Origin of the sequence: Cobetia sp. MMG027 (assembly GCF_027947415.1) — a bacterium.
In the GTDB taxonomy this organism is placed as follows: Bacteria; Pseudomonadota; Gammaproteobacteria; order Pseudomonadales; family Halomonadaceae; genus Cobetia; species Cobetia marina.
In genome coordinates, this window is record NZ_JAQJIO010000006.1 from 119024 (window position 1) to 142363 (window position 23340).

The window sequence follows — 23340 nt, forward strand, 5'->3', positions numbered from 1 at the left end:
CGCACACACCTCAACCTGATCGCAACCGCCATTACTCTTGATAGTCAGTTAGTTACGAAGCTACCGAGGGGGAGCATATCCACACACCACTTCTGTGCATGAGCCCGAGAGCGGCATGAGAACAACCACCTACAAGCAATATCCATGGCATAGTAAGCCTCTACCTTTCTACAGAAGCTCTCAGCGGATAGCAGACCAGACAGCCTGACAACAAGGCTGCTCATCGTATCACCAAGGGAAGAAGCTCATGGAAGAGAAGCTCAAGCGGCTGAAGGAGTTCAACAGCAAGCCGAAGCAGCCTAGCCAGCGCAGCGAGTGTAAGTGGTGCAAGGAAGAGATCCTCAAAGACGCCTCAGTGTGTCCAAGCTGCCAGCAGCCTCAGAGCTGGGTGCATCGCTACCTAGACAAGCGAGTCCCTATATTCATAGCAATGATCTCGGTGCTTCTTTCGGGCTACTCGCTTTACGTCTCCTATAACCCTCCACCCGCAGAACCCAAGATCGGTGCCAGTACTCGGGTATCCGGCGTAGATAAGTTCCAGCTCCTAATCTACAACTATGGCAATGCTCCTACTCTATTGAGCTGGATAAGACTCAAGGTATCTCTCTTAGATGAAAATAATGTTCGTCGCACAGCTTACGCAGCACAGATGCTCGAAGACCCTATCGTCCTCCAAGTCGGCTCCTCTCCAGAGCTGCTCAACGTGGAGTATGAACGGTTCAGCCCATACATAGGCTTCTCAGGTAACGAATATGCGATCACCACACGATCCTTATCCAAGCTAACTCCCTACTCCATATTTGATTACCAAGCTAATGACATAGAGTGTGAGCTACTCCTTCAGCATTCATCCGTAACTTCTCCACACCTCACAGAAACACCGATCTCCCTCAACTATCAGAACTGTTCGTATGCAATGCGATGGCTAGCCAGCACCAAAGGAGTGGCTATAGGAGAGGCAGTACAAGAAACCAGCGAGAGTAGGTCTCCAGACTCATAACGCTAGCAGGTTGTGGCCTCCCGCAGCGGCAATCTCCAGCGCACGCCGCGCCTGATGCTGGCCACGCACCTCGCTCAGGTCCGGCTCCGGGAGTCGCGCCTGAGGAGTGACGGAACAGACATGCGGCGTGATCCTCTCACGCCCGAGAAGGTGCGCCACCAACTCCAGCAGATGGCCCACGGACAGCACATCCAGCTGTTCCGCCAGCGCGGCCTCATCGGCATTGCCACGCGGCACCACCAGGGTGCGCCCGGCCTTGCGACAGCAGAGCGCAGCAGGCAGCACGCCAGTAACGGAGCGAATGCTGCCATCGAGTGCCAACTCGCCCAGACACTCGATCTGCGCCACGGCCTCTTCCGGCACCTGACCGGATGCCACCAGGATGCCCAGTGCGATCGGCAGATCAAAGCGCCCACCCTCCTTGGGCAGGTCAGCCGGGGCCAGATTGAGGGTGATTCGGCGCGCTGGAAACTCGAAGCCTGCATTGAGCAATGCGCTGCGCACTCGCTCACGACTTTCCTTCACCGCCGCTTCCGGCAAGCCAACGATGGAGAGCCCCGGCAGCCCGTTGGAGAGGTGTACCTCTACCTGCACCTCCGGAGCTTCAAGACCAAGAGATGCGCGCGTGCGCAACATTGCCAATGACATGAGTCTTCCCTGCGTGATGCCGCCTCTCTGCTGCACGGCGCAATCGGAGCAGGCACCCGCCTGCCATGAGCGCGAGGGCACGATACCGGTGCCATCTCCTCCAGCATGGCAAATCTCATACCTGCCAGCGTGCACACGACTCAACGCTTGGCGATGCGGCACTCCTCAAATGTCACTCGCGCTGCCGGACACGGCATGTCCTCACTGCACCGCAACGGTATTATCAGCGATTCCAGCCACCCGTTTCATAATTTTCATTACGCCACCAACCCCTATAATTACTGGATACGTAAGGAAAATACCGAATGTGGATAACATTACATAAACTCCTCGACAGGGCATTTCCCAGCGCTCAAATATCCATCATCTGGCAACGCCAAACCCTATCGATATGGACGCCGAGCCGCACCACCTCATCGAAGCGTGACGCATTACACTCTGAATCAACACTTGAGGGCGACATCAGCCCTCCTCCAGCACCCGGCCAGACCGGCGAAACAGGCGGCAGAGAGGCAATATCGTCACCCGGAACGGGCAAGGCACCCGCACGATGAACCAACGGCAGCGTTTCCCGACGACATCGTGGCATGAACTTCATGAAGAGCTTCACGAAGTAGTTCACGAAGTAGTTCACGGAGAAGTTCATGAAGAAGTGAATGGAGAAGTGAATGGAGAAACGCCCTGGCATGACTCAGGAGGCTGGGCTCAAGAGAAGAGGCGCGGGAAGGGAGTGCCTTTCCGAAAGTCACGCAGGCCCCACCCAATGCCAGCCTCCTTCGATGCGCCGGACTGGCTGCCGTGTCTGCTCAGCTCGAGACATTCATGCGGACTGAACGTTGAAAATAGCCCATCAACCGGCTTTTTCCATGAAATAACGCGCGTTCTGGCAGATATTTCACGAAGTTGGCGACATGGAGCACCTGACTGATCACAAGCCCTCGGGCCTGCACCAGAAGAGTGCTCATGGAACATGCAAGGCGGTACTCCAGGCGCTACAGGAGTGCCTCAAGAGGGGGACTGCTGGTATATTTGATCGGTTGTCTCGGCCCTGCTGATACAACCGCCAAGCTGTCTCAAGGAGGCCACCCAAGGGTGGCAGAGAATCGTCCAACCCACGGAAAGGGCCAGCCATTCAGGACGACTTCGGCTTGTTTCAGGAGTAACACCCCATGCAAGACATGCTTGCCTCGCTGGCACCCATGGCGGACATCATCGGCATGCTCGGCACCTCTCTGGTGGTCGGTGCCTTCTTTTTGCTGCAGATTGGCAGACTCGATGCACGCAGCCTGACCTACAACCTCATGAATCTGAGCGGGGCGATCCTCTTGTTGATCAGCCTGTGCATCAACTTCAATCTCGCCAGCTTCGTGATCGAGGTGTTCTGGATCGTGGCATCTCTGGTGGGTCTGGTCCGCTGGTTGATGGGGTCTCGTCCACAGACGGTCTGACCTGCCCGGCACCCGCCTCATGCGACGGACACAAAAAAACCGCCACACCTCGACGGGTGTGGCGGTTTTTTTTGGCAGCATGCCATTCAGGCGTCGCGTTGACGCTCGATCTCCTCGGCGTGGCTGGCGGCTTCCCGCTTTGCCAGCGCGGCCTCTCCCTCATCGTCCACCGCCACGGCAGGCTCGGTGGTCGACGCAGCACCCGCCACCAGTCCCTGCTTCTCCAGCAGCGCCTCAAGTGCGATGACCTGCTTCTCCAGCGACTCCACACGCCCGCGAGTCCTCGTCAGCACATCCATCATGATGTCGAAGTCCTCGCGCGACACCAGTTCCATGCGATCAAAGGCGCTGCGCATCACGCCCTGTACGGACTTCTGCAGCTCTTCCGGGCCGTGCGAGGCGTCCTGGAGGCGCTCACCGATCTGCTGGGCCATACGCCCGATGACGTCGTTCTTGAACATGCTCCACCTCAGCCATTGCAAGCCGACGGGCCCATCATGGGGCTGTCGGTCAGAGAAAAGGATCTCCCCGAAACGTGGGGGACATCATGTCATGTTGCAAGGATACGCAACCCGCTGGCCTGACGCATGTCTCGACCCCGAATCTCTCGCCACTGACGGCAGGCACGGACCTTGTGCACCATATTAGCGCTATCTCCTACCTCGAAAGCCGCAATTCAGGCACCAAAGCGGTGCATCGCCATGGCGTTCTCCTTGCCGTCATTTTTGGCCTTGCTGCGGAGCTGCTTTTTCCCTCAGCACAACTAGATGAATTTAAAGATTTTTTAACCTCATGGCATACCTCGTGCGATGCACTTGTTAGGAACAGGCCACCAGCAGTGTCTGATTGGCCGCACTCAACATGACAGATCATTGCGGTAGCAAACGGGGGCAGCACATGAAACTGATCACCGCCATCATCAAACCCTTCAAGCTGGACGACGTGCGTGAAGCGCTGGCCGACAACGGCGTGCAAGGCATCACGGTCACGGAAGTGAAGGGCTTCGGGCGACAGAAGGGCCACACCGAGCTGTATCGCGGCGCCGAGTATGTCGTCGACTTCCTTCCCAAGGTCAAGATTGAAGTGGCTGTTGATGACAGCAGTGTGGAAACGGTGCTGGACGCCATCACCCAGGCAGCCAACAGCGGCAAGATCGGCGACGGCAAGCTGTTCGTCACCCCGCTGGATGACGTGATCCGTATCCGTACCGGTGAACGCGGCGCCGATGCTGTCTGAGCCCCGCGCACAATAATAAAGGAGAATCCCGCATGAACGAGATCATCGAGGTCAAGTACGCACTTGATACCTTCTATTTCCTGGTCTGTGGCGCCCTGGTGCTGTGGATGGCTGCCGGCTTTGCCATGCTGGAAGCTGGCCTGGTACGCGCCAAGAACACTACCGAGATCCTGACCAAGAACGTGGCGCTGTTCGCCATCGCCTGCACCATGTACATGGTGGTCGGTTACCACATCATGTACTCAAGCGCCGAAGGCGGCTTCCTGCCGAGCCTGGGCTTCTTGATCGGCGCCGAGAATACCGCTGAGGAAGCGCTCGCTTCCGGTGGCGACATCTACTACAGCGCGCGTTCCGACTTCTTCTTCCAGGTGGTGTTCGTGGCGACCGCCATGTCCATCGTCTCCGGTGCAGTCGCCGAGCGCATGAAGCTGTGGGCCTTCCTGGCCTTCGCCGTGGTCATGACGGGCGTCATCTACCCGGTCCAGGGTTACTGGACCTGGGGTGGCGGCTTCCTGAGCGAAGCGGGCTTCAGTGACTTCGCCGGCTCCGGCATCGTGCACATGGCAGGCGCTTCCGCCGCACTGGCTGGCGTGCTGCTGCTGGGGGCTCGCAAGGGCAAGTACGGCAAGAACGGTGAGATCAACGCCATCCCGGGCTCCAACCTGCCGCTGGCGACCCTGGGCACCTTCATCCTGTGGCTGGGATGGCTGGGCTTCAACGGCGGCTCCGAGCTGGTGCTGTCCAATATCGATGAAGCCAACGCGGTCGCTCAGGTCTTCGTCAACACCAACGCCGCTGCCTGCGGGGGTGTCATCGCCGCCCTGATCCTCGCCCGCCTGTGGTTCCGCAAGGCTGACCTGACCATGGCCCTCAACGGCGCCCTGGCTGGCCTGGTCGCCATCACCGCTGGTCCGCTGGCACCGAGTGTCGGTGCTGCCACCCTGATCGGCGCCGTCGGTGGCCTGCTGGTGGTGTTCTCCATCGTCGGCCTCGACAAGCTCAAGCTCGACGACCCGGTCGGTGCCATCTCCGTCCACGGTGTAGTCGGTCTCTGGGGTCTGATGGCAGTGCCGCTGACCAATGACGATGCCACCTTCTCCGCACAGCTGCTGGGCGCCGTGTCCATCTTCGCTTGGGTATTCATCGCAAGCTTCGTGGTCTGGCTGGTCATCAAGACCATCATGGGACTGCGCGTCAGCGAAGAGGAAGAGTACGAAGGCGTCGATCTGGCGGAATGTGGCATGGAGGCGTATCCGGAATTCACCTCCAGCCGCAAGTAATCAAGGATCGAGACTCACGCGACACCCAAAGACTCCCGCCACCTGGCGGGAGTCTTTTTTCCTGACCGGATAAGCGGTGTATGCTTGAGCAATAGGGGCTGGCGTGGCGAGCAGCAACGCCACCCGCACCATCACCCAAGGAGAGAGACGATGAAACTGGTCACTGCCATCATCAAGCCATTCAAGCTCGACGACGTACGCGAATCCCTGTCCGAGATTGGCGTCCAGGGTATCACCGTGACCGAGGTCAAGGGTTTTGGCCGCCAGAAGGGCCACACGGAGCTGTATCGGGGTGCCGAGTATGTGGTCGACTTCCTCCCCAAGGTGAAGCTCGAGGTCGCCGTGGATGACGCCATGATCGATTCCGTGATCGAGGCGATCACCAATGTCGCCAACACCGGCAAGATCGGCGACGGCAAGATCTTCGTCTCGCCGCTGGAGCAGGTCATTCGCATCCGTACCGGCGAGACCGGCAAGGACGCCGTCTAAGCCCCTGGTGCAAGCCCTGGCGATGACGTGCTGCCCCGACGGGTGACATGAGCACACAAAAAACCGCAGGCCATTGGCCTGCGGTTTTTTTCGTTTCAGCACGTGCCGTTCATGCGTGATGCTCGTGGTTCATGCTCAGAGCATCACTTCTCGACATGCTTACGTCTCGACACGCTCACTTCTCAACATGCTCACTTCTCAACACGCTCACTTCTCAACAAAGGCACGCTCGATCACATAGTCACCCGGCACACCCATCTTCGGCGAGATGGCGAAGCCACGGGCATCCAGCATGGCGCTGATGTCGTCGAGCATCGCCGGCGAGCCGCAGATCATCGCGCGGTCACGCTTCGGGTCCAGCGGCGGCAGGCCGATGTCCTCGAACAGCTTGCCATTCTCGACCAGATCCGTGATGCGGCCCTGGTTGCGGAACTCCTCGCGCGTCACGGTCGGGTAGTAGATCAGCTTCTCGGCGATCTCTTCCCCAAGATACTCGTGCTTGGGCAGCTCTTCCGCGATCATGTCGGCATAGGCCAGCTCTGAGACATGGCGCACACCGTGCATCAGGATGATCTTGTCATAGCGCTCATAGGTCTCCGGGTCCTGAATCACGCTCAGGAAGGGCGCCAGGCCAGTTCCGGTGGAGAACAGGTAAAGATTCTCGCCCGGCAGCAGATCGTCCAGCACCAGCGTTCCGGTGGGCTTGCGCGAGACCATGATCTGGTCACCCGGCTTGAGGTGCTGAAGGCGTGAGGTCAGCGGGCCGTCCTGCACCTTGATGGAGAAGAACTCCAGATGCTCTTCGTAGTTCGGGCTGGCGATCGAGTAGGCGCGCATCAGCGGCTTGCCTTCGACTTCCAGGCCGATCATCACGAACTGGCCATTCTTGAAGCGCAGGCTGTCTTCCCGCTGGGTGCGGAAGCTGAACAGCGAGTCGTTCCAATGATGGACGTCGATGACTTCGGTAGTGGTCAGACTGCTCACCTGGTGGCCTCCCGGGGTCGCGCCCCTTGAAATCAAGCATTCTATTATGGAATAAGCAAATAACAGCTTATGACCCAATGAACTATGCAGCGATTGTAGTCACTGTTGGGTTATGCGTTAAATGGTTTATCTGGATATAGGTTATCCAGACTATCAATATTGATTGCGAATGAATCGCATTACAAGCCCGGCAATGGCCTGCTTCACATTGCAGCGCGAACCGGGTGTTGCGCTGGCCAGCGAGCTCCTCTCGACACTGCCTGCATGCACAAGGAGGCGGAATGCGTTACAGCCTGCGACAACTGGCGGTCTTCGTTGCCGTGGCACGCCACGACAACGTCTCGCTGGCAGCCGAAAGCCTCGCGATGTCACAGTCCGCCGCCAGCACGGCCTTGGCCGAACTGGAGCGCCAGTTCGACTGTCGCCTGTTCGACCGGCATGGCAAACGCCTGCGCCTCAATGGCCTTGGCCGCGAACTGCTTCCCAAGGCCATCGCCTTGCTGGATCAGGCGGAAGAACTCGAGCAGCTGCTCGGCCAGCAGGATGCCACCGGTTCACTGGAAATCGGCGCCACCCTGACCATCGGCAACTACCTGGCGCCCCAGATCGTCGGCAGCTTCCTCGAGCATCATCCGGCCAGCCGTGTGGAGCTGCATGTCCTCAACACCCACCAGCTGATCGAGAAGCTGGCGCATTTCGAGCTCGATATCGGGCTGGTGGAAGGCGAGGTGGAGCACCCATTGCTGGAAGCCACGCACTGGGTAAGTGATCGCCTGAGCATCTTCTGCGCTCCCTCGCATCCTCTGGCCCGAGGAGAGGTGACGCTCGCACGTCTGCTGGAGGCGCGCTGGATCATGCGTGAACGGGGCTCTGGCACCCGCAGCACCTTCGAGCAGGCACTGCGCCCACACCTCGAGAGCCCCTCGGACAGCGTGGCCCAGCGACTCGACATCATGATGGAACTGGAGCACACCGAGGGGATAAAGCGCGCGGTGGAGGCCGGCCTGGGGATCGGCTGCGTTTCACGACTGGCGCTACGAGACGCCTTCCGGCGCGGTAGCCTGGTCGAGCTGCCCACCCCATGGCTGGAGCTGACTCGCGCCTATCGCTTCGTCCATCATCGCGACCGCTTCATTACCCAGGCCATGCGCGAGTTCGTGACGAGCTGCCGCACCCTGAGTGGCTCTGCCTCACGCAGCGACGAGATCGAGATGCATCAGGTACCGTGACCATCAAGCAGCATGGCTGCAGGTACGCAAGCACTCACTTACCCTCCATATTGCATGACGCCAACGCACAAGCACCGCCAGCGAGTCCGCTGACGGTGCTTTCAGATTCAGCAGGCCGTGTAACGCCCTGCCGTCATGTCACCGACTTCAGTGATTCAGGCCAGTGAAGCGCTGCATGATGTCGTCGGCACTCTCATGGGAGAGATCCTTGTCGACGGTCTCGCTGACCAGCTTGGCCACCGGCTTGTCGAGCTTGTCACGCAGCGCACCGAGGAACTTGGGTGCGGCAGCGATGATCAGCTGATCAAACTTGCCGTCGTTGGCCGCCTGCTTGAGATATTGCGCCACTTCCTTGGCGAAGAAGTCCTGATGCTTGTCCGAGGTCGCGCCATCATCTCCCGTCTGATGCAGGCTACCGTGCCCGCCACTGGACTCGCCCTTGCCACCGGTTCTCAAGTCACCGGTATGCTGACGACTTTCAGGATGTACGAGGCTGTCCACTTCAGTGACCTTGCCGGCAGCACGGGCAAAGATACGAGCGCGGGCGGCATCAGCAGCAACGATGTAAGTAACCATTTACACACTCCCTGTCTCTCGTGAGGCGTCGTTGATCAGATATTGACGATCATCTTCTGCGTTCATCAGAGGACATGCTGGCAGCGGAGTGAACATTCAACCCTTACCGCTCATTTCCCGCACACCGCCCCGCCAGCCCGCCCCCCCCCTGTAGGTCGACAAGACCGTCGATAACCCAAAACGCCAGGGCCGCCCCTAAGGGCGGCCCTGGCGTCTGGTGCGTGTCATTCGTGACGGACAAGCCCATGTACTGACGGCCTTACCAGGCTTGCCAATCCAGCTCCTCCGATGCGACGGGTCTGGCAGCGCGGGGGCTGGAGTACTGTGCGGAAAGGGTGCCTGCGCTGCGCGGCGCCATTGCCGGCGGCTGCGCAGGGCCATCCAGTCGGAAGCGCCCCACCATCTCGGCCAGACGCGCAGACTGCTCCGAGAGGGCATCAGCGGCAGCGGCCGACTCCTCCACCAGCGCTGCATTCTGCTGCGTTACCTGGTCCAGCTCCGCCACCGCACTCGAGACCTGACCCACACCATGATTCTGCTCCTGAGTGGCATGGCTGATCTCACCGATCACCTCGTTCACGCGGGCCACGCTGGCGACTATCTCGTTCATGGTGATCCCTGCGAGCCTTGCCTGCTCGGCGCCATCGCGCGTGCGCTCGTTGGCGGAACTGATCAGTGTCGCGATTTCCCGTGAGGCTTCAGAAGAGCGCTGAGCAAGAGTCCGTACCTCGCCTGCCACTACCGCGAAGCCTCGCCCCTGTTCGCCGGCACGCGCCGCTTCAACAGAGGCGTTGAGCGCCAGCAGATTGGTCTGGAAGGCGATGGAATCCATGACACTGACGATCTCGGTGATCTTGCGCGACTCCTCGTCAATCCCCTGCATGGTGGTCACCACCTCGCCGATGACCGCCCCGCCACGGCGTGCCACTTCACTTGCCGAACTGGCCAGGCCATCCGCTTCGCGCGCGGAATCGGCTGACTGGGCCACCGTGCCGGAGATCTGCTCCATCGAGGCGGAGGTTTCCTGCAGATTGGCCGCGGCCTGCTCGGTGCGCGCCGAGAGATCCTGACTCCCCTGACTTATCTCGGCTGCCGCGGTCTGCACCGCACTGCTGGCCAGACGAATCTCGCTCAAGACCCCATTGAGCGTGGAGACAAAGCGATTGAAGGCATTCCCTATTTCAGCGACCTCATCGCGCCCGCTGACCGAGATGCGGCGGGTGAGATCACCCTCGCCAGCCGCGATATCCACAAGCGCATCACGTACCAATGCCAACCCGCGCAAACTGCGGTTGGCGATCCACCACATCACGCCGGCAGCCGCCAGAAGCACCAGCAACGTCGAGATCAACGTGGTCCATAACTGGGCATGAAGCGAGCCATCGGCATCAGCGACATCCAATGCCAATGCCAGCTGCCACTCCACATCCGCCAATGCGGCATTGAACAACCGGTAATCACGCCCATCGATGTCGATCGCAAGCGCTCGCTCACCCGACATGACACGTCTGTCACTGGCCTCCAGCGCGGCGTGCGTCAGTTCAGGCGACAGTGTACTCATGGGAGTCAATACCTTGTCGGCCTCCGGGTGTGCGATCAGCACGCCATCGGAATCCACCAGAAACGCGAAACTGTGAGGGGTCGGAGAAAGACCGGAGACTGTCCGAGTGATGAACTCGAGCGGCAGATCGCCACTCACTACGGCCACCAATTGCCGGCCGCGATAGATTGGAGCGGCAACACTGATTTCCAGCTTGCCACTGGTGGCCCCGACATAGGGAGCGGTAATGACGGGCTTGCCGGCCGCGACGGCGCTCTTGTACCACCCACGTTCTCGCGGGTCATAGCCGGGGCTGGCGGGGCGCCCATCGAAGTAACGAAAACGTCCATCCGGGAAGCCCACGTACGTCTTGCTGAAATCCCCCTGCTTCATCGCCTGCGTCAAGGCGCGCTCGGGGGTTTGCTCGAGACTCCCCGCCGCGATGCCCATCACCGCATTGACGTGTACATCGAACCACTGATTCAGCTGTGCACTGTTGGACTGCAGCAGCCTCTGCTGGAAGTCACTTTCACTTGCATGGGTATTACGGAAGGTGGTCCAGGCATTCAAGCTGCTGACCACGACCAGCGCGACCAGCACGATAGCCACGCAGGCCAGCGTGATACGTGCACGTAATGAAGCAAACATCGGCATTCCTTGGCTGGAGATTCAGCGGGCAAGTGACGAACCGTGACCATCACATTGCTGTGGCGGGGATGGCATTCGTGAATGAGACATGCAGTGCATGCCGCCATGAGTGACTATCGGCACGGCTCATCCTGCCTTTACCCCGCACTCGCCTCCCGGACGCTGTATCGGGCTTTCCATACCACCACGCCATTGCGACACCTGACGGCAGGATCGCGCGATAGCGACTCTCGACCAGAACGACCGACATGGCCGTCGCCACTCCCGGACATGACGCGGCTGGCGAAGTGCGTGCTAACATCCGCTGCACACAGGGCCCGCTCTGCCCTCTTTCTCGCCCTCTCACTCTTTTGCTCTGTTCCGGAGATGTCTCGATGCGCGATCTGCTCCTGATGCGCCGCCCACTGCCCCGCCGTGTGCTGGTCACCGCTCACCTGTCGATTCAGCTGGGCCTTCTGGTCGCGGCTACCGGTTGGACGCTGCAGCACCTGACGCCCATCGGGCCGGACAATTCACTGCTGGCACAATGGCCAGTCCTGTCTCAGGGTGTCGGCGGTTTCCTGCTGGCCTTCGTTCTCACGCGTCTACTGTTCGAGCTGTTGATGGCACCGCATCACGTGATGAGCGTACGTGGCGCCAACCACTCGCTGGATGCAGCCGCGCTTGTCACGCGCTCCATCTCACGTCGCCCTGCCGTGCATGACGATGACGACAGCTGGGTCGGCAAGCCGCGCAGTGTCACCTGGCCGCGCGAGGGCGAAGAGGCATCAGCTGCCACACCGGCGGCACCGACGCCTGCCGAAGCATCGTCCAAGGCCGCCGCCAAGCCGCAGGAACCGAGCCTGGGCGGCGACGATGAGCTTCCGGACACTAGTAGCACCGAGGCACGCAGGACGGAACCCAGCCTCTGATGACACGTCACGATGAGTGACGCTAGGGAGAAGCGAGCACTCACTGACGCTCTTGTAGAAGACATACGAAAACGCCCCGCGTGATTGTCATCACGCGGGGCGTTGTCTTTTCTGCGGCTCACATCATCCGATCAGTCCGTGGCCTCAATGCCCCAGTATCTGGCTGAGGAACAGCTGGGTACGCTCGGACTGCGGATTGTTGAAGAACGGCTCCGGCGCGTTCTCTTCGATGATCTGCCCCTGATCCATGAAGATGACACGATCCGCCACCGTCTTGGCGAAGCCCATCTCGTGGGTCACGCACAGCATGGTCATGCCTTCATTGGCCAGTTCGACCATGACATCCAGCACTTCCTTGATCATCTCCGGGTCCAGCGCCGACGTCGGCTCATCGAACAGCATCACCTCCGGGCTCAGACACAGCGAGCGTGCGATCGCGACACGCTGCTGCTGGCCACCGGACAGCTGCCCCGGGAACTTGTGAGCCTGATCGGCGATGCGCACCCGCTCCAGGTACTTCATGGCTTCGGCTTCCGCCTCGCGGCGTGGCCGCTTCTGTACCCAGATCGGCGCCAGACAGCAGTTCTCCAGCACCGTCAGATGCGGGAACAGATTGAAGTGCTGGAAGACCATGCCGACGTTGCGACGGATCGCCTCGATCTGCTTGATGTCCTGGGTCAGCGGCATGCCGTTGACCACGATATCGCCTTCCTGATGCTCCTCGAGATGATTGATGCAGCGGATCATCGTCGACTTGCCGGACCCTGAAGGCCCGCAGATGACGATACGTTCGCCCTTGCGCACGCTCAGGTTGATGTCACGCAGCACGTGGAAGTCGCCGTACCACTTGTTGAGGCCCTTGAGCTCGATCATCGGGCGCTCATCGGCACCGGTGTTGCCCTGCGAGGCGGATGTTGTCGTTGTCATGATGAAGATTCCTTGGCGCCGTGATCAGCGCTTCTTGTGACCGGTATGCAGCAGGCGCTCGAGATACTGGCTGTAGCGCGACATGCTGAAGCAGAAGACCCAGAAGACCAGCGCCACGAAGGCATAGCCCTCGATGGAGTAGCCCAGCCATTTGGGGTCGGCGAGACCGGCCTGCACGATGGCGAGCAGATCGAAGAGCCCGATGATCAGTACCAGCGAGGTGTCCTTGAACAGGGCGATGAAGGTGTTGACGATGCCGGGGATCATCATCTTGAGCGCCTGGGGCAGCACGATCAGCCCCATGTTGCGCCAGTAGCCCAGCCCCAGCGCCATGCCGGCCTCGGTCTGCCCTTTCGGGATCGCCTGCAGGCCACCACGCACCACCTCCGCCATGTAGGCACTCTGGAACAGGGTGATGCCGATCAGCGCACGCACCAGCTTGTCGAGGTTGACCTCACCAGGCACGAACAGCGGCAGCATCACCGAGGCCATGAACAGCACCGTGATGAGCGGCACGCCGCGCCAGAACTCGATGAACACCACGCAGATGCTCTTCACGATCGGCATCTCGGAGCGACGCCCCAGCGCCAGCAGGATCCCCAGCGGCAGTGCCGCCACGATACCCACCACCGCCAGTACCAGTGTCAGCATCAGACCGCCCCACTCGTGGGTACCGACGATCTCGAGGCCGAAGCTGCCGCCATGCAGCAGGAAGTAGGCAATGAAGGGGAACACCGCCAGGCTGACGATGGCGACCCAGCCCTTGGCCGGCAGCTTCGGAATCGCCAGCCAGGCGATCAGCGCCGCAAAGACGGCGAAGACGATATCGACCCGCCAGGTTTCCTCGCTCGGGTAGAAGCCGTAGATGAACTGATCGAGACGCGCACTGATGAACACCCAGCAGGCGCCCTCCCCCGTGCAGTCCTCACGTGAGGTGCCACTCCAGCTGGCATCGATCAGCGCCCATTGCAGGCTGGGCACCACCAGCAGATAGACCAGATACAGCGCGAACAGCGTGAACAGCGTATTGATCGGTCCGGCGAACAGATTGGCTCGCAGCCAGGCCACCGCACCGATGCTGTCGCTTGGCGCCGGGCGGGAATCGATCATCTTCTCGGTAACCCGTGACAGGGTCTTTTCAATCGACATGGGCAGACCCTCAGCGCTCGACCAACGCCATGCGGGCGTTGAACCAGTTCATGAACATGGAGACCAGCAGACTGATGGTCAGATACACCAGCATCGTCATGGCGATCACCTCGATGGCCTGACCCGTCTGGTTGAGCGTGGTACCCGCGAAGACCGAGACCAGATCGGGATAGCCGATGGCCGTGGCCAGCGACGAGTTCTTGATCAGGTTCAGGTACTGGCTGGTCAGCGGCGGGATGATGACGCGCAGTGCCTGTGGCACCACCACGAGGCGCAGCGTCATGCCACCGGTCAGCGACAGCGCCCGTGAGGCTTCCGTCTGGCCGTGCGGTACCGCCTCGATGCCGGAACGCACGATCTCGGCAATGAACGCCGCGGTGTAGACCGAAAGCGCGACCCACAGGGCGAGGAACTCGGGAACGACCGTAATGCCGCCACGGAAGTTGAAGCCCTTGAGTTCCGGCAGCTCCCAGCTCAGCGGCATGCCCATCGCGAAGTAGGCCAGCAGCGGCGCCACGATGATCAGACCGAGCGAGATCCAGCCCGCCGGCAAGCGCTGACCGGTACGGGCCTGACGCTGGCGGTTCCAGTAGCTGAAGATGCCGCTGGCGACGACGGCCAGCACGAACACGGCAATCACCACCGAGAAGCCGCTGGAGGTGATCGGTGCCGGCACGAACAGACCGCGCACGTTGAGGAAGAAGGCCTCGCCCAGCGACAGCGAACCTCGCGGACTCGGCAGAGTGCGAAGAACGGCGAAGTACCAGAAGAAGATCTGCAGCAGCAGGGGAATGTTGCGGAAGACTTCGATATAGACCGCCGCCAGCCGCGAGATCAGCCAGTTGGGGGAGAGACGGGCGATCCCCATGATGAAGCCGATCACGGTGGCCGCGATGACGCCCAGTGCGGATACCAGCAGAGTGTTGAGCAGACCGACGATGAAGGTATCGCCATAGGTGGACTGCTCGGAATAGTCGATCAGACTTTGCAGAATGCCAAAGCCTGCGGTGTTGTCCAGGAAGGCAAAGCCGGTGGTGATGCCACGGCTTTCGAGGTTGGTCAGGGTATTGCTGACGATGATCGCCAACACGCCGAACACGCCTGCCAACATCAGAAGTTGGAAGATCAGTGCTCGCTTGGCCGGGTCACGCCAGAATGGCGGCTTGACCGTGGCCGGCGGGCGAGAAGCAGGTTGTGTCATACAGGCAATCTCCGCCGGAAAGCTATGCGACTTCCGCCTGCCGCCCTATCGAACGGCAGATCAGTTATCTCTCGGCACTCGAGGAAAGGATCACGGGGAACAGACCAAGCCCCTCACGACGCTGGCCAGGGGAAATGACCGTATGGCCACTTCTCCCTGGCCAGCGTCCTTGCTCAGCCTGCGTCACGGTTCACCCGGCTCGCGCTGGACCTCCAGGCGAGCCGAGGCATCAGCGAACGGGCGGTGCGTACTGGACGCCGCCGTCGGTCCACAGCGCGTTCAGACCACGCTCGATCCCCAGAGCGGAGCCGGTGCCGACATTGCGCTCGAACATCTGCCCGTAGTTGCCCACCTGCTTGATGACCTGATAGGCCCAGTCAGCCGGCAGCCCCATGGCTTCGCCGTAGTTGCCATCGGCACCGACCAGACGCGCGACATTGGGATTGGTATCCGACTTCTTGGCTTCGATGTTGTCGGAGGTCAGGCCCATCTCTTCGGCGTTGATCTGAGCGAACAGGGTCCATTTGACGATGTTGAACCACTGGTCATCGCCCTGACGGACGACGGGGCCCAGCGGCTCCTTGGAGATGACTTCCGGCAGTACCATGGCGGAGGCCGGATCGGAGAGCTTGATGCGCAGGGCGTAGAGCTGGGACTGGTCGGAGGTCAGGACGTCACAGCGGCCCGCTTCGAAGCCCTTGACGGTCTGGTCGGAGGTGTCGAAGACGACCGGTTCGAAGGACATCTCGTTGAGGCGGAAATAATCCGCCAGGTTCAGCTCGGTGGTGGTACCGGACTGGATACAGACCGCCGCGCCATCCAGCTCCTTGGCACTGGAGACCCCCAGGTCCTTGCTGACCATGAAGCCCTGGCCGTCGTAATAGTTCACGCCGGCGAAGTTGAGGCCCAGAGACGTGTCACGCGTGGCGGTCCAGGTGGTGTTGCGCGACAGGACATCGATTTCACCGGACTGCAGCGCGGTGAAGCGTTCCTTGGCCGTCAGCGGGACGTAGCGCACCTTGCTGGCATCACCCAGCACAGCCGCCGCGACACCACGGCAGACATCGACATCCAGGCCCTGCCAGTTGCCGGCGTCATCCGGCGCCGAGAAGCCCGGCAGACCGGTGCTGACACCACACTGGACAAAGCCCTTTTCCTTGACGCTATCCAGAGTCGCGGCACTGGCACCACTGGCTACCGAGGCAGCCAGGAGGGCGGCGCTAGCGATCAGCAGTGGCTTCTTGTTGTTATGCATCTTGAATCCCTCGCGTATGTCTGGAATCCGCTCGGAAACACCCCGAGACGGTGATGGTGCAATGCTGTGCATGGCACCCCTCGACAATAGCAAGCTCCGTTCCAATTTCCGCCTATCGTGTGATCCGCTGCGTTCAACGCTGAAAAAACAGCCGAACGGCAGTGAAAACGGCCAAACCTCCCGATGCCGACCGTCGATCATATGGCGAGACAAGCGTGCAGATAGTGGCGTCTGACGCCTCGTTCGCTTCATATCGGTGCAAAATAAAAACGGCCGTTTCATGACGAAACGGCCGTTCTTGAACTTCCCTGCGCTCCGGTCTGGGGAGTTGCGACCAATGTCGCAGCCACCCTGACTCAACGCTACCGCGCACTGAAACGCATCCTTCACGCCCCGATGCGCTTCTAGATGACTCAGTCTTCCAGCAGACGCTGCATGAAGGGAGGCAGTACCAGGGCGGCACGATGGCCTTCCACGGTATAGAAATCGCGCGCGAAGCTGGCCGCAGCCGCGTCTTCCTCACGGAAGGACTTCACGTCACATCCCTTGCCCGCCAGGGTGCAGCTCCACCAGCCGGACGGGTATACCGGCTGCGGGAACGGCAGGGTCGCGACGCTGTCGAAGCCCGCTTCGCCCATGTCGTTGCGCAGGTCCTTGATAATGGAGTCGGTGTGATACAGCGGCGACTCGCTCTGCTGCACCATCACCCCCCCCTGCTTGAGGATACGGTGGCAGCGCTTGAGGAAATCGGTCTTGAACAGACCTTCCGCCGGACCGACCGGATCCGTGGAATCGACGATCAGCACGTCGATGCTCTCGTCCGGGCAGTTGTCGACCCACTTGACGCCATCCTCGAACAGCAGCTCGGCACGCGGGTCATCATTGGACTCGACCAGTGCCGGGAAGAACTGCTCGGAAGCCCGCGTGACCGCCGGATCGATGTCGATCTGGGTGACCTTCTCCACGCCCGGGTGCTTGAGCACCTCACGCAGGGTGCCACAGTCGCCCCCCCCGATGATGACGACACGCTTGGGGGCCGCGTGGGTGAACAGCGCCGGATGCGACATCATCTCGTGATAGAGGAAGTTGTCGCGGTCGGTCAGCATCACGCAGCCGTCCAGCACCATCAGATTGCCGTAGGTCTCGGTGGCATAGACCTCAAGGTGCTGATAAGGCGTCTGCTCGTCATGCAGCTTGTGGCTGACCTTGAGCGAGAAGGCGCTGCCGTGGCGGTCGAAGATTTCGGTGAACCAGGAGCCATCGAGATGTTCGGTCATGAGAACCCTCACAAGGGATATCGGAGTCGGATATCAAGGTATGAATAAGAGGACGGGACATCAGACCCTCAAGGCCTGAATCATCGACGCACGCGTCATCGGGCGATGCAGTCCTGATCAATCAACAGGACTCAGGCGCAGCACCATAGCCAAAGACACGCGGAGTGGAAAGAGCTTGTGCACGATCTCGAGGCACTGGGGTTGACGCGCGATGACCAACGACTCACCCGCCAGGCCTCTTCTGGCGGGTAGAGGCCTGGCACACGGCCCGTCACAGGCGGCTCAGGCGCACCATCAGACGTCCGCCCAGGTGGCAGCCAAGCCCGGCAAGAATGCCGAGGAAATCCGCCAGCGCATCCAGCACTTCTGCCCCGCGATAGGGAATCACCAGCTGCAGCCCCTCGATGCCAACGCCCAGCAGCAGCAAGGCGGGCAGGATGACAAGACTGCTCAACCCGGCCAGCCGCGTGGTCAGTGCCAGCAAGGCGAAGGCGGAGAAATGCTGCAGCTTGTCCCAGGGGAAGGTCTGCTCCGGGTGAGGCTCACCCGGCGAGAGCGTGCCGAACAGGATCAGCAGCAGGCAGAACAGTGCCACGCACGCCCAGCCTCGCCTCGGCGCGAGGCGTTGCTCCAGCGGCGTCATGCGTGATACCCCGCCATGAAAGACACGGCGGGGCTGTCAGCCATCAGTGACATGGTTCAATCGCGCGCCAGCGGCGTGGCGTTGGCGGTGTCATCCTGATGATAGGCGGGGCTCAGCTCATGCAGAGCGTCCATCAGAGCATTGACGTTGCCCGGGTCAGTGAACTGGCTGATGCCATGCCCCAGGTTGAAGATGTGGCCAGGCCCCTGACCGTAGCTATCGAGAATGCGGCCGACTTCGGCACGAATCGCGGCGGGAGTGCCGAACAGCGCATTCGGGTCCAGATTGCCCTGCAAGGCCACGCGATGGCCGACGCGCGCGCGCGCATCCGACATCTCGGTGGTCCAGTCCAGGCCGACACCGTCACAACCGCTGGCGGCGATGTGCTCGAGCCACTGGCCGCCATTCTTGGTGAACAGGATCACCGGCACGCGATTGCCTTCGCTGTCAGGCTTGAGGCCAGCGACGATCTGCTCCATGTAACGCAGCGAGAACTCGAGATAGGCCGGTGTGGACAGGGTGCCGCCCCAGGTATCGAAGATCTGCACTGCCTGGGCACCCGCCGCGATCTGGGCGTTCAGGTAATCGGTGACGGCCTGAGCGAGGGTGTCGAGCAACTGATGCATGGCTTCGGGGCTGGAATACATCAGGCCTTTCACATGGCGGAAGTCCTTGCTGGAACCGCCCTCGACCATATAGGTCGCCAGTGTCCAGGGACTGCCGGAGAACCCGATCAGCGGTACGCGACCGTTCAGCTCGCGGCGGATGGTCGAGACGGCACGCATGACGTAATCGAGATCACGCTCGACGTTCGGAACGCTCAGCGCCTCGATTTCCGCGGCGGTGCGCACCGTCTTGCGGAATTTCGGACCTTCACCTGTCTCGAAGTAAAGCCCGAGGCCCATGGCATCCGGGATGGTCAGGATGTCGGAGAACAGAATGGCGGCATCGAGCGGGAAACGCTCCAATGGCTGCAGCGTCACCTCGCAGGCACGCGCGGTGTCCATGCACAGGTCCATGAAGCCACCGGCCTGACCGCGGATTTCACGGTATTCCGGCAGATAACGGCCCGCCTGGCGCATCATCCAGACAGGGGTACGGTCAACCGGCTGACGGGCCAGCGCGCGCAGGAAGCGATCATTCTTCAGGGTCATCGGAATCACACATCAGCTCGGGAATGTCCCGGCATTCTATCAGAGCCTGAGCAAAATCCCGCCCATCGCGACGATGCAACAAATGCATTGGCTTTCCCCTCGCTTTCCGCCCAGACACCCGCCCGGCCTCTCCTCCTGAAGTGCTTCCACGGATTGTGGTGGTGTCGGCAACAACGCTTTTCCATCGCAGGCGATGAGTCGCACGCTTCAGACTGGTAAACTCGCCTGATGATTGCATGCTGGCCGCCAATGACGTGAATCACTCATCGAGACATTGCCGAGTCCCCGCATGCCCGTGCTTTTTCAGCCCGGCGATTGTTCGGGCGTTCGAGGTGAACAGTGACCATTCGATTCATCGCCGCCTCGCGGCTGCCAACCCCCTGGGCGACCTTCACCATGCACGGTTTCGAGGACGAAACCACCGGCAAGGACCACATCGCTCTGACCCTGGGCGACATCGATGACGGTGCCCCGGTGCTGGGCCGTGTGCATTCCGAGTGCCTGACCGGCGACGCCCTCTTCTCCATGCGCTGTGACTGCGGCTATCAGCTGCAGGAAGCGCTCAAGCGCATTGCCGCCGAAGGGCGTGGCGTGCTGCTCTACCTGCGTCAGGAAGGGCGCGGCATCGGCCTGCTCAACAAGATTCGCGCCTATGAGCTGCAGGATGGCGGTGCCGATACCGTCGAAGCCAATGAGCGCCTGGGCTTCGGCGCTGACATGCGCCGCTACGATATCTGCGTCCCGATGCTGGAGCATCTCGGGGTCAGCACCCTCAAGCTGATGACCAACAACCCGCGCAAGGTCGATGCGCTCACCCGCGATGGCGTCACCATCAGCGAGCGTCAGCCGATCACCACCGGTCTGAACCCGCACAACGAGCAATACCTCTCGACCAAGGCCGGCAAGCTTGGCCACATGATGGCACTCGATGACTTCACCCACGCCAGCGACGTGGATATCGAGCGCAGCGAGTAGAGATCGAGATGCGGGAGGGGGGCACTGATGTGCTCCCGCCCATCGAGAGCCCATGAAGGCGGCGAAAGAGCGTGACATGACGGCGTCATCCTATAGAGAGTAGGCTTGAGAGGAATCCGCGCCGGAGACATCACCATGCGCAAGCCCTCACCCTCTCCCTCACCGACATCGTCATCCGAGACATCGTCACGTCCCGCTCTCTATACCCGGTTTGAAGAATGGCTACATAGTGCCAGCCACGGTCTCGGCGCTGTCATGGGACTCATCGGCACCGTGGTGCTGATCGTGATGGCCTGTCTGGCGGCAGAGGCCGATCCCTGGAAGATCATCAGCATCAGCCTCTATGGCATCACCCTGGTCGCGCTCTACGCTGCCTCGACGCTCTATCATGGCATCCGCCACCCACGCCTCAAGTCCGCTTTCCAGTTGATGGACCACTGCGCCATCTATCTGCTCATCGCTGGCACCTATACCCCCTTTCTGCTGGTCAATCTGCGGGGTCCGACAGGCTGGACACTGTTTGCCATCATCTGGTCCCTCGCGCTGGGCGGCATCTTTCTCAAGCTGCGCTGGCCAGCGCGTTTCAGTGCGCTGCGCGTCACCGTCTATCTATTGATGGGCTGGCTGATCGTGTTCGCGTCACCCCTGCTGGTCGAGCAGCTCTCCGAGACGGGGCTCATCCTGCTGGTCGCCGGCGGCATCACCTATACCCTGGGCGTGATCTTCTTTCTGATGACGCGCCTGCGCTATCACCACGCCATCTGGCACCTGTTCGTGCTTGGCGGCAGTACCTGCCACTTCTTCGCCATCTATACCGCGGTGCTGCCGTATTCCGTGTGATGTCATCGGGGGCGACGCTATTGAGCACACCGGCTTGAGAACACGGCACTGAGAACACAGGCAAGCCACCTCAAAAAAGCGGGAAGGGTCGTCATGACCCTTCCCGCTTTTTTTCGCGATTTTTTGACGCTTCAGGGCTCATCCCTCACAGCGCTGTTTTCTCGAGGAGCTATTTCCCTGTGGCGCTACCTTCCTGCGGGGTTGCCTTCCTGAGGAGCGAAGACCGGCAAGCGATACCGGGTACCGCGCCCGACACCGTAGCTTTCCAGTACCTGCTTGGCGGTCAGATCGGCGAGATCGCGGGCGGCGGTAGGGTCAGAGGTATCGACCAGGGCACGGTATTCGGCGCGCCCCACGCCCTCTTCGTCGTCTCGCTCCAACAATGTCAGTACCAGCTCGCGCTGGCGGGCATTCAGCGGCGTACGCGCGTGCTCCAGCCACAGTCGCTCGGCACGCTGGACGCGCTGGTAATGGAAGGCCGTCCGACGACCGGCGTCGCGCAGACGCAAAAGCCACCACTCGGCCCAGACATTCATGTCACCGGGCGCTGCATCCTCCCCCTCACCATTGAGCGCGCGGTCCAGCTGCGGCGGCAGCGGATGGCCGCTGGCCGAGGTCTGGGGCTTGCCGAGATAACGCTGCTCCAGCTCGCGCAATTCATCTTGATGCTCGAGCACCACCGAGAACAGTGCCTGGCGGCGCCAGCAGAGTTGCTCCAGCGCTTCCGGCTCCCAGCGCTCGGCGACCTTGCCGACAAACTCGCCCTGCTGCTGCAACGCGGCCAGGGCATCGATTCGTGTCAGCCAGCGCATCAGCAGCAAGCGCCCGATCAAGCCGTTGCCCAAGGCCAGCGGTGCGAGCGCCTGCCAGTGCGCATGCAGCTGCAGGGCATTCAACACCCCTGAGTTATCCACATCCGGTTCTTCCGTCGCCAGACGCTGCCAGAAGACATCCAGCTCCCGGTCCAACGCATCGGGGTTCTCCGCCGGGGCGCGATAGCGCAAGCGCTTGAGGCCATAACGACCGCTGACTGCTTCGTAGCGCGCCTCGCGCCATGCACCGAGTGGCTGACCACTACTGCGCGGCAGGAAAGGCCCCAGACGCCGATGCCACTCGAGCACCTGTTGGCGGGTCAGCGGCTGGAATGCCGTACGCACGACTTCCAGCGTCACATCCACGAAGACGTCGACGCCAGGCGCCGGCCCGCGCGGTGACTCCTGATGGCCGGACTCCAGCCCCAGCGCCTGATACAGCGCATCACGCAACGCCGCCCGCCCGAGCACCACGCCGGACAGCTGGGCACTGGCTTCCATCTCTTCGCTGAGGAGCGTCGCCTCGAGACGCAGGCGTTGTCGGGGATAGAGATTCTGTCCCTGAGCGACCAGCGGCGACATCACCGCCTGGGTCGCCGCCAACTGCCCCATCAAGGGCATGACCTCCAACCGCCCCCGTGGCCAGTCAGTCTGCTGCCAGATCCACATAAGTTGTTATTCCCATTGAGGTTTTCACCAACATCTTATCAAAAAGATCCGCAATAAACCACATATCGAATCACTTAATGATGCGCAAAGCAGGAAAGATGCGATCATCGCTTTTGATTTGACCAATATCATGTCATGAAAATCTAATAAACCTCTCAACCCCATGATTTCCATCGGATATGTCGCCACTCACATCGCATGAGTGCTGCCCTCGACCTCATCACGATCAGCACTTGACCACCATGACGAAAACAATCAATTACCGAATCATTAATAGATACGCAAAAGATTCAACAGCGCATCATTCACCACCGGATGCCTGAAACCCGCCCTCGATCGAGGGCCTGCCTCGCGCCGCACTGTCTCGAACTGACCTGTCTCGAACTGGCCTGCCTCTAACCGACCTGAGTCAGCCCGCCACCAGACAGCCTTGGGCGCGCCCCAGACGG

General features: G+C 60.9%; 22 protein-coding genes and 1 pseudogene. 9 read left to right on the forward strand and 14 right to left on the reverse strand.

The annotated features are described in order from the left end of the window. Positions 1-247 precede the first annotated feature (247 nt). Positions 248-1000: a hypothetical protein gene (locus PJK54_RS09730; protein ID WP_271302724.1), complete on the forward strand. Its 753-nt coding sequence runs from the start codon at positions 248-250 to the stop codon at positions 998-1000. A gap of 3 nt (positions 1001-1003) precedes the next feature. On the opposite strand, the pseudogene PJK54_RS09735 reads toward PJK54_RS09730, so the two are convergent. Together PJK54_RS09735 and PJK54_RS09740 are read right to left on the reverse strand one after the other, a co-directional pair. Then, a pseudogene (locus tag PJK54_RS09735) lies at positions 1004-1648 on the reverse strand (magnesium chelatase domain-containing protein); the annotation flags it as partial. 352 nt (positions 1649-2000) lie between these two features. Further along, positions 2001-2282 carry a hypothetical protein gene (locus PJK54_RS09740; RefSeq protein WP_271302725.1) on the reverse strand — a complete coding sequence of 94 codons (282 nt, stop codon included), beginning with the start codon at positions 2280-2282 and terminating at the stop codon, positions 2001-2003. 535 nt (positions 2283-2817) lie between these two features. On the opposite strand from PJK54_RS09740, the gene PJK54_RS09745 reads away from it, so the two are divergent. Continuing rightward, positions 2818-3096 (forward strand): CBU_0592 family membrane protein, encoded by a 279-nt coding sequence (locus PJK54_RS09745; protein WP_205632716.1) that lies wholly within the window; start codon positions 2818-2820, stop codon positions 3094-3096. Between the two features lie 86 nt (positions 3097-3182). Here the strand turns inward: PJK54_RS09745 and PJK54_RS09750 are convergent, their stop codons facing one another. Further along, positions 3183-3557 (reverse strand): accessory factor UbiK family protein, encoded by a 375-nt coding sequence (locus PJK54_RS09750; protein WP_077379616.1) that lies wholly within the window; start codon positions 3555-3557, stop codon positions 3183-3185. A gap of 436 nt (positions 3558-3993) precedes the next feature. Between PJK54_RS09750 and PJK54_RS09755 the strand changes: the two genes are divergently transcribed. The 3 genes from PJK54_RS09755 (at position 3994) to glnK (ending at position 6101) form a co-directional block, all read left to right on the forward strand. Then, entirely contained in the window at positions 3994-4332 is a 339-nt protein-coding gene (locus PJK54_RS09755; RefSeq protein ID WP_065392452.1) for a P-II family nitrogen regulator, read from the forward strand. A 32-nt stretch (positions 4333-4364) separates the two neighbouring features. Next, on the forward strand, positions 4365-5612 hold the full coding sequence (locus PJK54_RS09760) for an ammonium transporter (RefSeq protein ID WP_077379618.1): 1248 nt from the start codon (positions 4365-4367) through the stop codon (positions 5610-5612). Positions 5613-5762: 150 nt separating this feature from the next. Continuing rightward, positions 5763-6101: a P-II family nitrogen regulator gene (gene glnK, locus PJK54_RS09765; protein WP_024951507.1), complete on the forward strand. Its 339-nt coding sequence runs from the start codon at positions 5763-5765 to the stop codon at positions 6099-6101. Between the two features lie 207 nt (positions 6102-6308). Here the strand turns inward: glnK and PJK54_RS09770 are convergent, their stop codons facing one another. Beyond that, the gene (locus tag PJK54_RS09770) at positions 6309-7085 is read right to left on the reverse strand and encodes a ferredoxin--NADP reductase (protein WP_077379620.1); all 777 of its coding nucleotides are present in this window, start codon (positions 7083-7085) and stop codon (positions 6309-6311) included. Between the two features lie 281 nt (positions 7086-7366). Here PJK54_RS09770 and PJK54_RS09775 point away from each other — a divergent pair, with 281 nt between their 5' ends. After that, the gene (locus tag PJK54_RS09775) at positions 7367-8314 is read left to right on the forward strand and encodes a LysR family transcriptional regulator (protein ID WP_077379622.1); all 948 of its coding nucleotides are present in this window, start codon (positions 7367-7369) and stop codon (positions 8312-8314) included. 147 nt (positions 8315-8461) lie between these two features. Here the strand turns inward: PJK54_RS09775 and PJK54_RS09780 are convergent, their stop codons facing one another. Continuing rightward, positions 8462-8890, reverse strand: coding sequence for a host attachment protein (locus PJK54_RS09780; RefSeq protein ID WP_271302726.1), 429 nt, complete (start codon positions 8888-8890; stop codon positions 8462-8464). A gap of 259 nt (positions 8891-9149) precedes the next feature. After that, positions 9150-11078, reverse strand: a complete 1929-nt coding sequence (locus PJK54_RS09785) for a methyl-accepting chemotaxis protein (protein ID WP_271302727.1) — start codon at positions 11076-11078, stop codon at positions 9150-9152. A gap of 374 nt (positions 11079-11452) precedes the next feature. Here PJK54_RS09785 and PJK54_RS09790 point away from each other — a divergent pair, with 374 nt between their 5' ends. After that, positions 11453-11989 (forward strand): hypothetical protein, encoded by a 537-nt coding sequence (locus tag PJK54_RS09790; protein WP_191236441.1) that lies wholly within the window; start codon positions 11453-11455, stop codon positions 11987-11989. 144 nt (positions 11990-12133) lie between these two features. On the opposite strand, the gene PJK54_RS09795 is transcribed toward PJK54_RS09790, so the two are convergent. From PJK54_RS09795 to hemE, 7 genes are all read right to left on the reverse strand, one after another. After that, positions 12134-12862: an amino acid ABC transporter ATP-binding protein gene (locus PJK54_RS09795; protein WP_043331784.1), complete on the reverse strand. Its 729-nt coding sequence runs from the start codon at positions 12860-12862 to the stop codon at positions 12134-12136. A gap of 78 nt (positions 12863-12940) precedes the next feature. Continuing rightward, positions 12941-14065 carry an amino acid ABC transporter permease gene (locus PJK54_RS09800; protein ID WP_271302728.1) on the reverse strand — a complete coding sequence of 375 codons (1125 nt, stop codon included), beginning with the start codon at positions 14063-14065 and terminating at the stop codon, positions 12941-12943. A gap of 10 nt (positions 14066-14075) precedes the next feature. Then, positions 14076-15266, reverse strand: coding sequence for an amino acid ABC transporter permease (locus PJK54_RS09805; RefSeq protein WP_136939467.1), 1191 nt, complete (start codon positions 15264-15266; stop codon positions 14076-14078). Between the two features lie 229 nt (positions 15267-15495). After that, a complete protein-coding gene (locus PJK54_RS09810) occupies positions 15496-16521 on the reverse strand; it encodes an amino acid ABC transporter substrate-binding protein (protein WP_077379634.1) in 1026 nt (341 codons plus the stop codon). Between the two features lie 413 nt (positions 16522-16934). Next, positions 16935-17798: a polyamine aminopropyltransferase gene (speE, locus tag PJK54_RS09815; protein ID WP_077379636.1), complete on the reverse strand. Its 864-nt coding sequence runs from the start codon at positions 17796-17798 to the stop codon at positions 16935-16937. Positions 17799-18069: 271 nt separating this feature from the next. Further along, the gene (locus PJK54_RS09820; RefSeq protein ID WP_136939468.1) at positions 18070-18441 is read right to left on the reverse strand and encodes a VanZ family protein; all 372 of its coding nucleotides are present in this window, start codon (positions 18439-18441) and stop codon (positions 18070-18072) included. Positions 18442-18497: 56 nt separating this feature from the next. Next, the gene (gene hemE, locus PJK54_RS09825; protein ID WP_077380000.1) at positions 18498-19595 is read right to left on the reverse strand and encodes a uroporphyrinogen decarboxylase; all 1098 of its coding nucleotides are present in this window, start codon (positions 19593-19595) and stop codon (positions 18498-18500) included. Positions 19596-19934: 339 nt separating this feature from the next. On the opposite strand from hemE, the gene ribA reads away from it, so the two are divergent. Next, a complete protein-coding gene (gene ribA, locus PJK54_RS09830; protein ID WP_077379640.1) occupies positions 19935-20570 on the forward strand; it encodes a GTP cyclohydrolase II in 636 nt (211 codons plus the stop codon). Positions 20571-20705: 135 nt separating this feature from the next. Further along, positions 20706-21410 carry a PAQR family membrane homeostasis protein TrhA gene (gene trhA / locus PJK54_RS09835; protein WP_271302729.1) on the forward strand — a complete coding sequence of 235 codons (705 nt, stop codon included), beginning with the start codon at positions 20706-20708 and terminating at the stop codon, positions 21408-21410. Between the two features lie 185 nt (positions 21411-21595). On the opposite strand, the gene PJK54_RS09840 is transcribed toward trhA, so the two are convergent. Continuing rightward, positions 21596-22891 (reverse strand): DUF4172 domain-containing protein, encoded by a 1296-nt coding sequence (locus PJK54_RS09840; RefSeq protein ID WP_271302730.1) that lies wholly within the window; start codon positions 22889-22891, stop codon positions 21596-21598. Positions 22892-23340: the final 449 nt, after the last annotated feature.

Excerpts from the sequence above, each read along its gene's own strand:
- PJK54_RS09745 (WP_205632716.1), top strand. The coding sequence starts at position 2,818 with ATGCAAGACATGCTTGCCTCGCTGGCACCCATGGCGGACATCATCGGC.
- PJK54_RS09800 (WP_271302728.1), bottom strand. The coding sequence starts at position 14,065 with ATGTCGATTGAAAAGACCCTGTCACGGGTTACCGAGAAGATGATCGAT.
- PJK54_RS09820 (WP_136939468.1), bottom strand. The coding sequence starts at position 18,441 with ATGACGCCGCTGGAGCAACGCCTCGCGCCGAGGCGAGGCTGGGCGTGC.
- trhA (WP_271302729.1), top strand. The coding sequence starts at position 20,706 with ATGCGCAAGCCCTCACCCTCTCCCTCACCGACATCGTCATCCGAGACA.
- PJK54_RS09790 (WP_191236441.1), top strand. The coding sequence starts at position 11,453 with ATGCGCGATCTGCTCCTGATGCGCCGCCCACTGCCCCGCCGTGTGCTG.
- hemE (WP_077380000.1), bottom strand. The coding sequence starts at position 19,595 with ATGACCCTGAAGAATGATCGCTTCCTGCGCGCGCTGGCCCGTCAGCCG.
- PJK54_RS09780 (WP_271302726.1), bottom strand. The coding sequence starts at position 8,890 with ATGGTTACTTACATCGTTGCTGCTGATGCCGCCCGCGCTCGTATCTTT.
- PJK54_RS09810 (WP_077379634.1), bottom strand. The coding sequence starts at position 16,521 with ATGCATAACAACAAGAAGCCACTGCTGATCGCTAGCGCCGCCCTCCTG.
- PJK54_RS09775 (WP_077379622.1), top strand. The coding sequence starts at position 7,367 with ATGCGTTACAGCCTGCGACAACTGGCGGTCTTCGTTGCCGTGGCACGC.
- PJK54_RS09795 (WP_043331784.1), bottom strand. The coding sequence starts at position 12,862 with ATGATCGAGCTCAAGGGCCTCAACAAGTGGTACGGCGACTTCCACGTG.
- glnK (WP_024951507.1), top strand. The coding sequence starts at position 5,763 with ATGAAACTGGTCACTGCCATCATCAAGCCATTCAAGCTCGACGACGTA.
- PJK54_RS09760 (WP_077379618.1), top strand. The coding sequence starts at position 4,365 with ATGAACGAGATCATCGAGGTCAAGTACGCACTTGATACCTTCTATTTC.
- PJK54_RS09805 (WP_136939467.1), bottom strand. The coding sequence starts at position 15,266 with ATGACACAACCTGCTTCTCGCCCGCCGGCCACGGTCAAGCCGCCATTC.
- PJK54_RS09785 (WP_271302727.1), bottom strand. The coding sequence starts at position 11,078 with ATGTTTGCTTCATTACGTGCACGTATCACGCTGGCCTGCGTGGCTATC.
- PJK54_RS09840 (WP_271302730.1), bottom strand. The coding sequence starts at position 22,891 with ATGTGGATCTGGCAGCAGACTGACTGGCCACGGGGGCGGTTGGAGGTC.
- PJK54_RS09750 (WP_077379616.1), bottom strand. The coding sequence starts at position 3,557 with ATGTTCAAGAACGACGTCATCGGGCGTATGGCCCAGCAGATCGGTGAG.
- PJK54_RS09730 (WP_271302724.1), top strand. The coding sequence starts at position 248 with ATGGAAGAGAAGCTCAAGCGGCTGAAGGAGTTCAACAGCAAGCCGAAG.
- PJK54_RS09755 (WP_065392452.1), top strand. The coding sequence starts at position 3,994 with ATGAAACTGATCACCGCCATCATCAAACCCTTCAAGCTGGACGACGTG.
- speE (WP_077379636.1), bottom strand. The coding sequence starts at position 17,798 with ATGACCGAACATCTCGATGGCTCCTGGTTCACCGAAATCTTCGACCGC.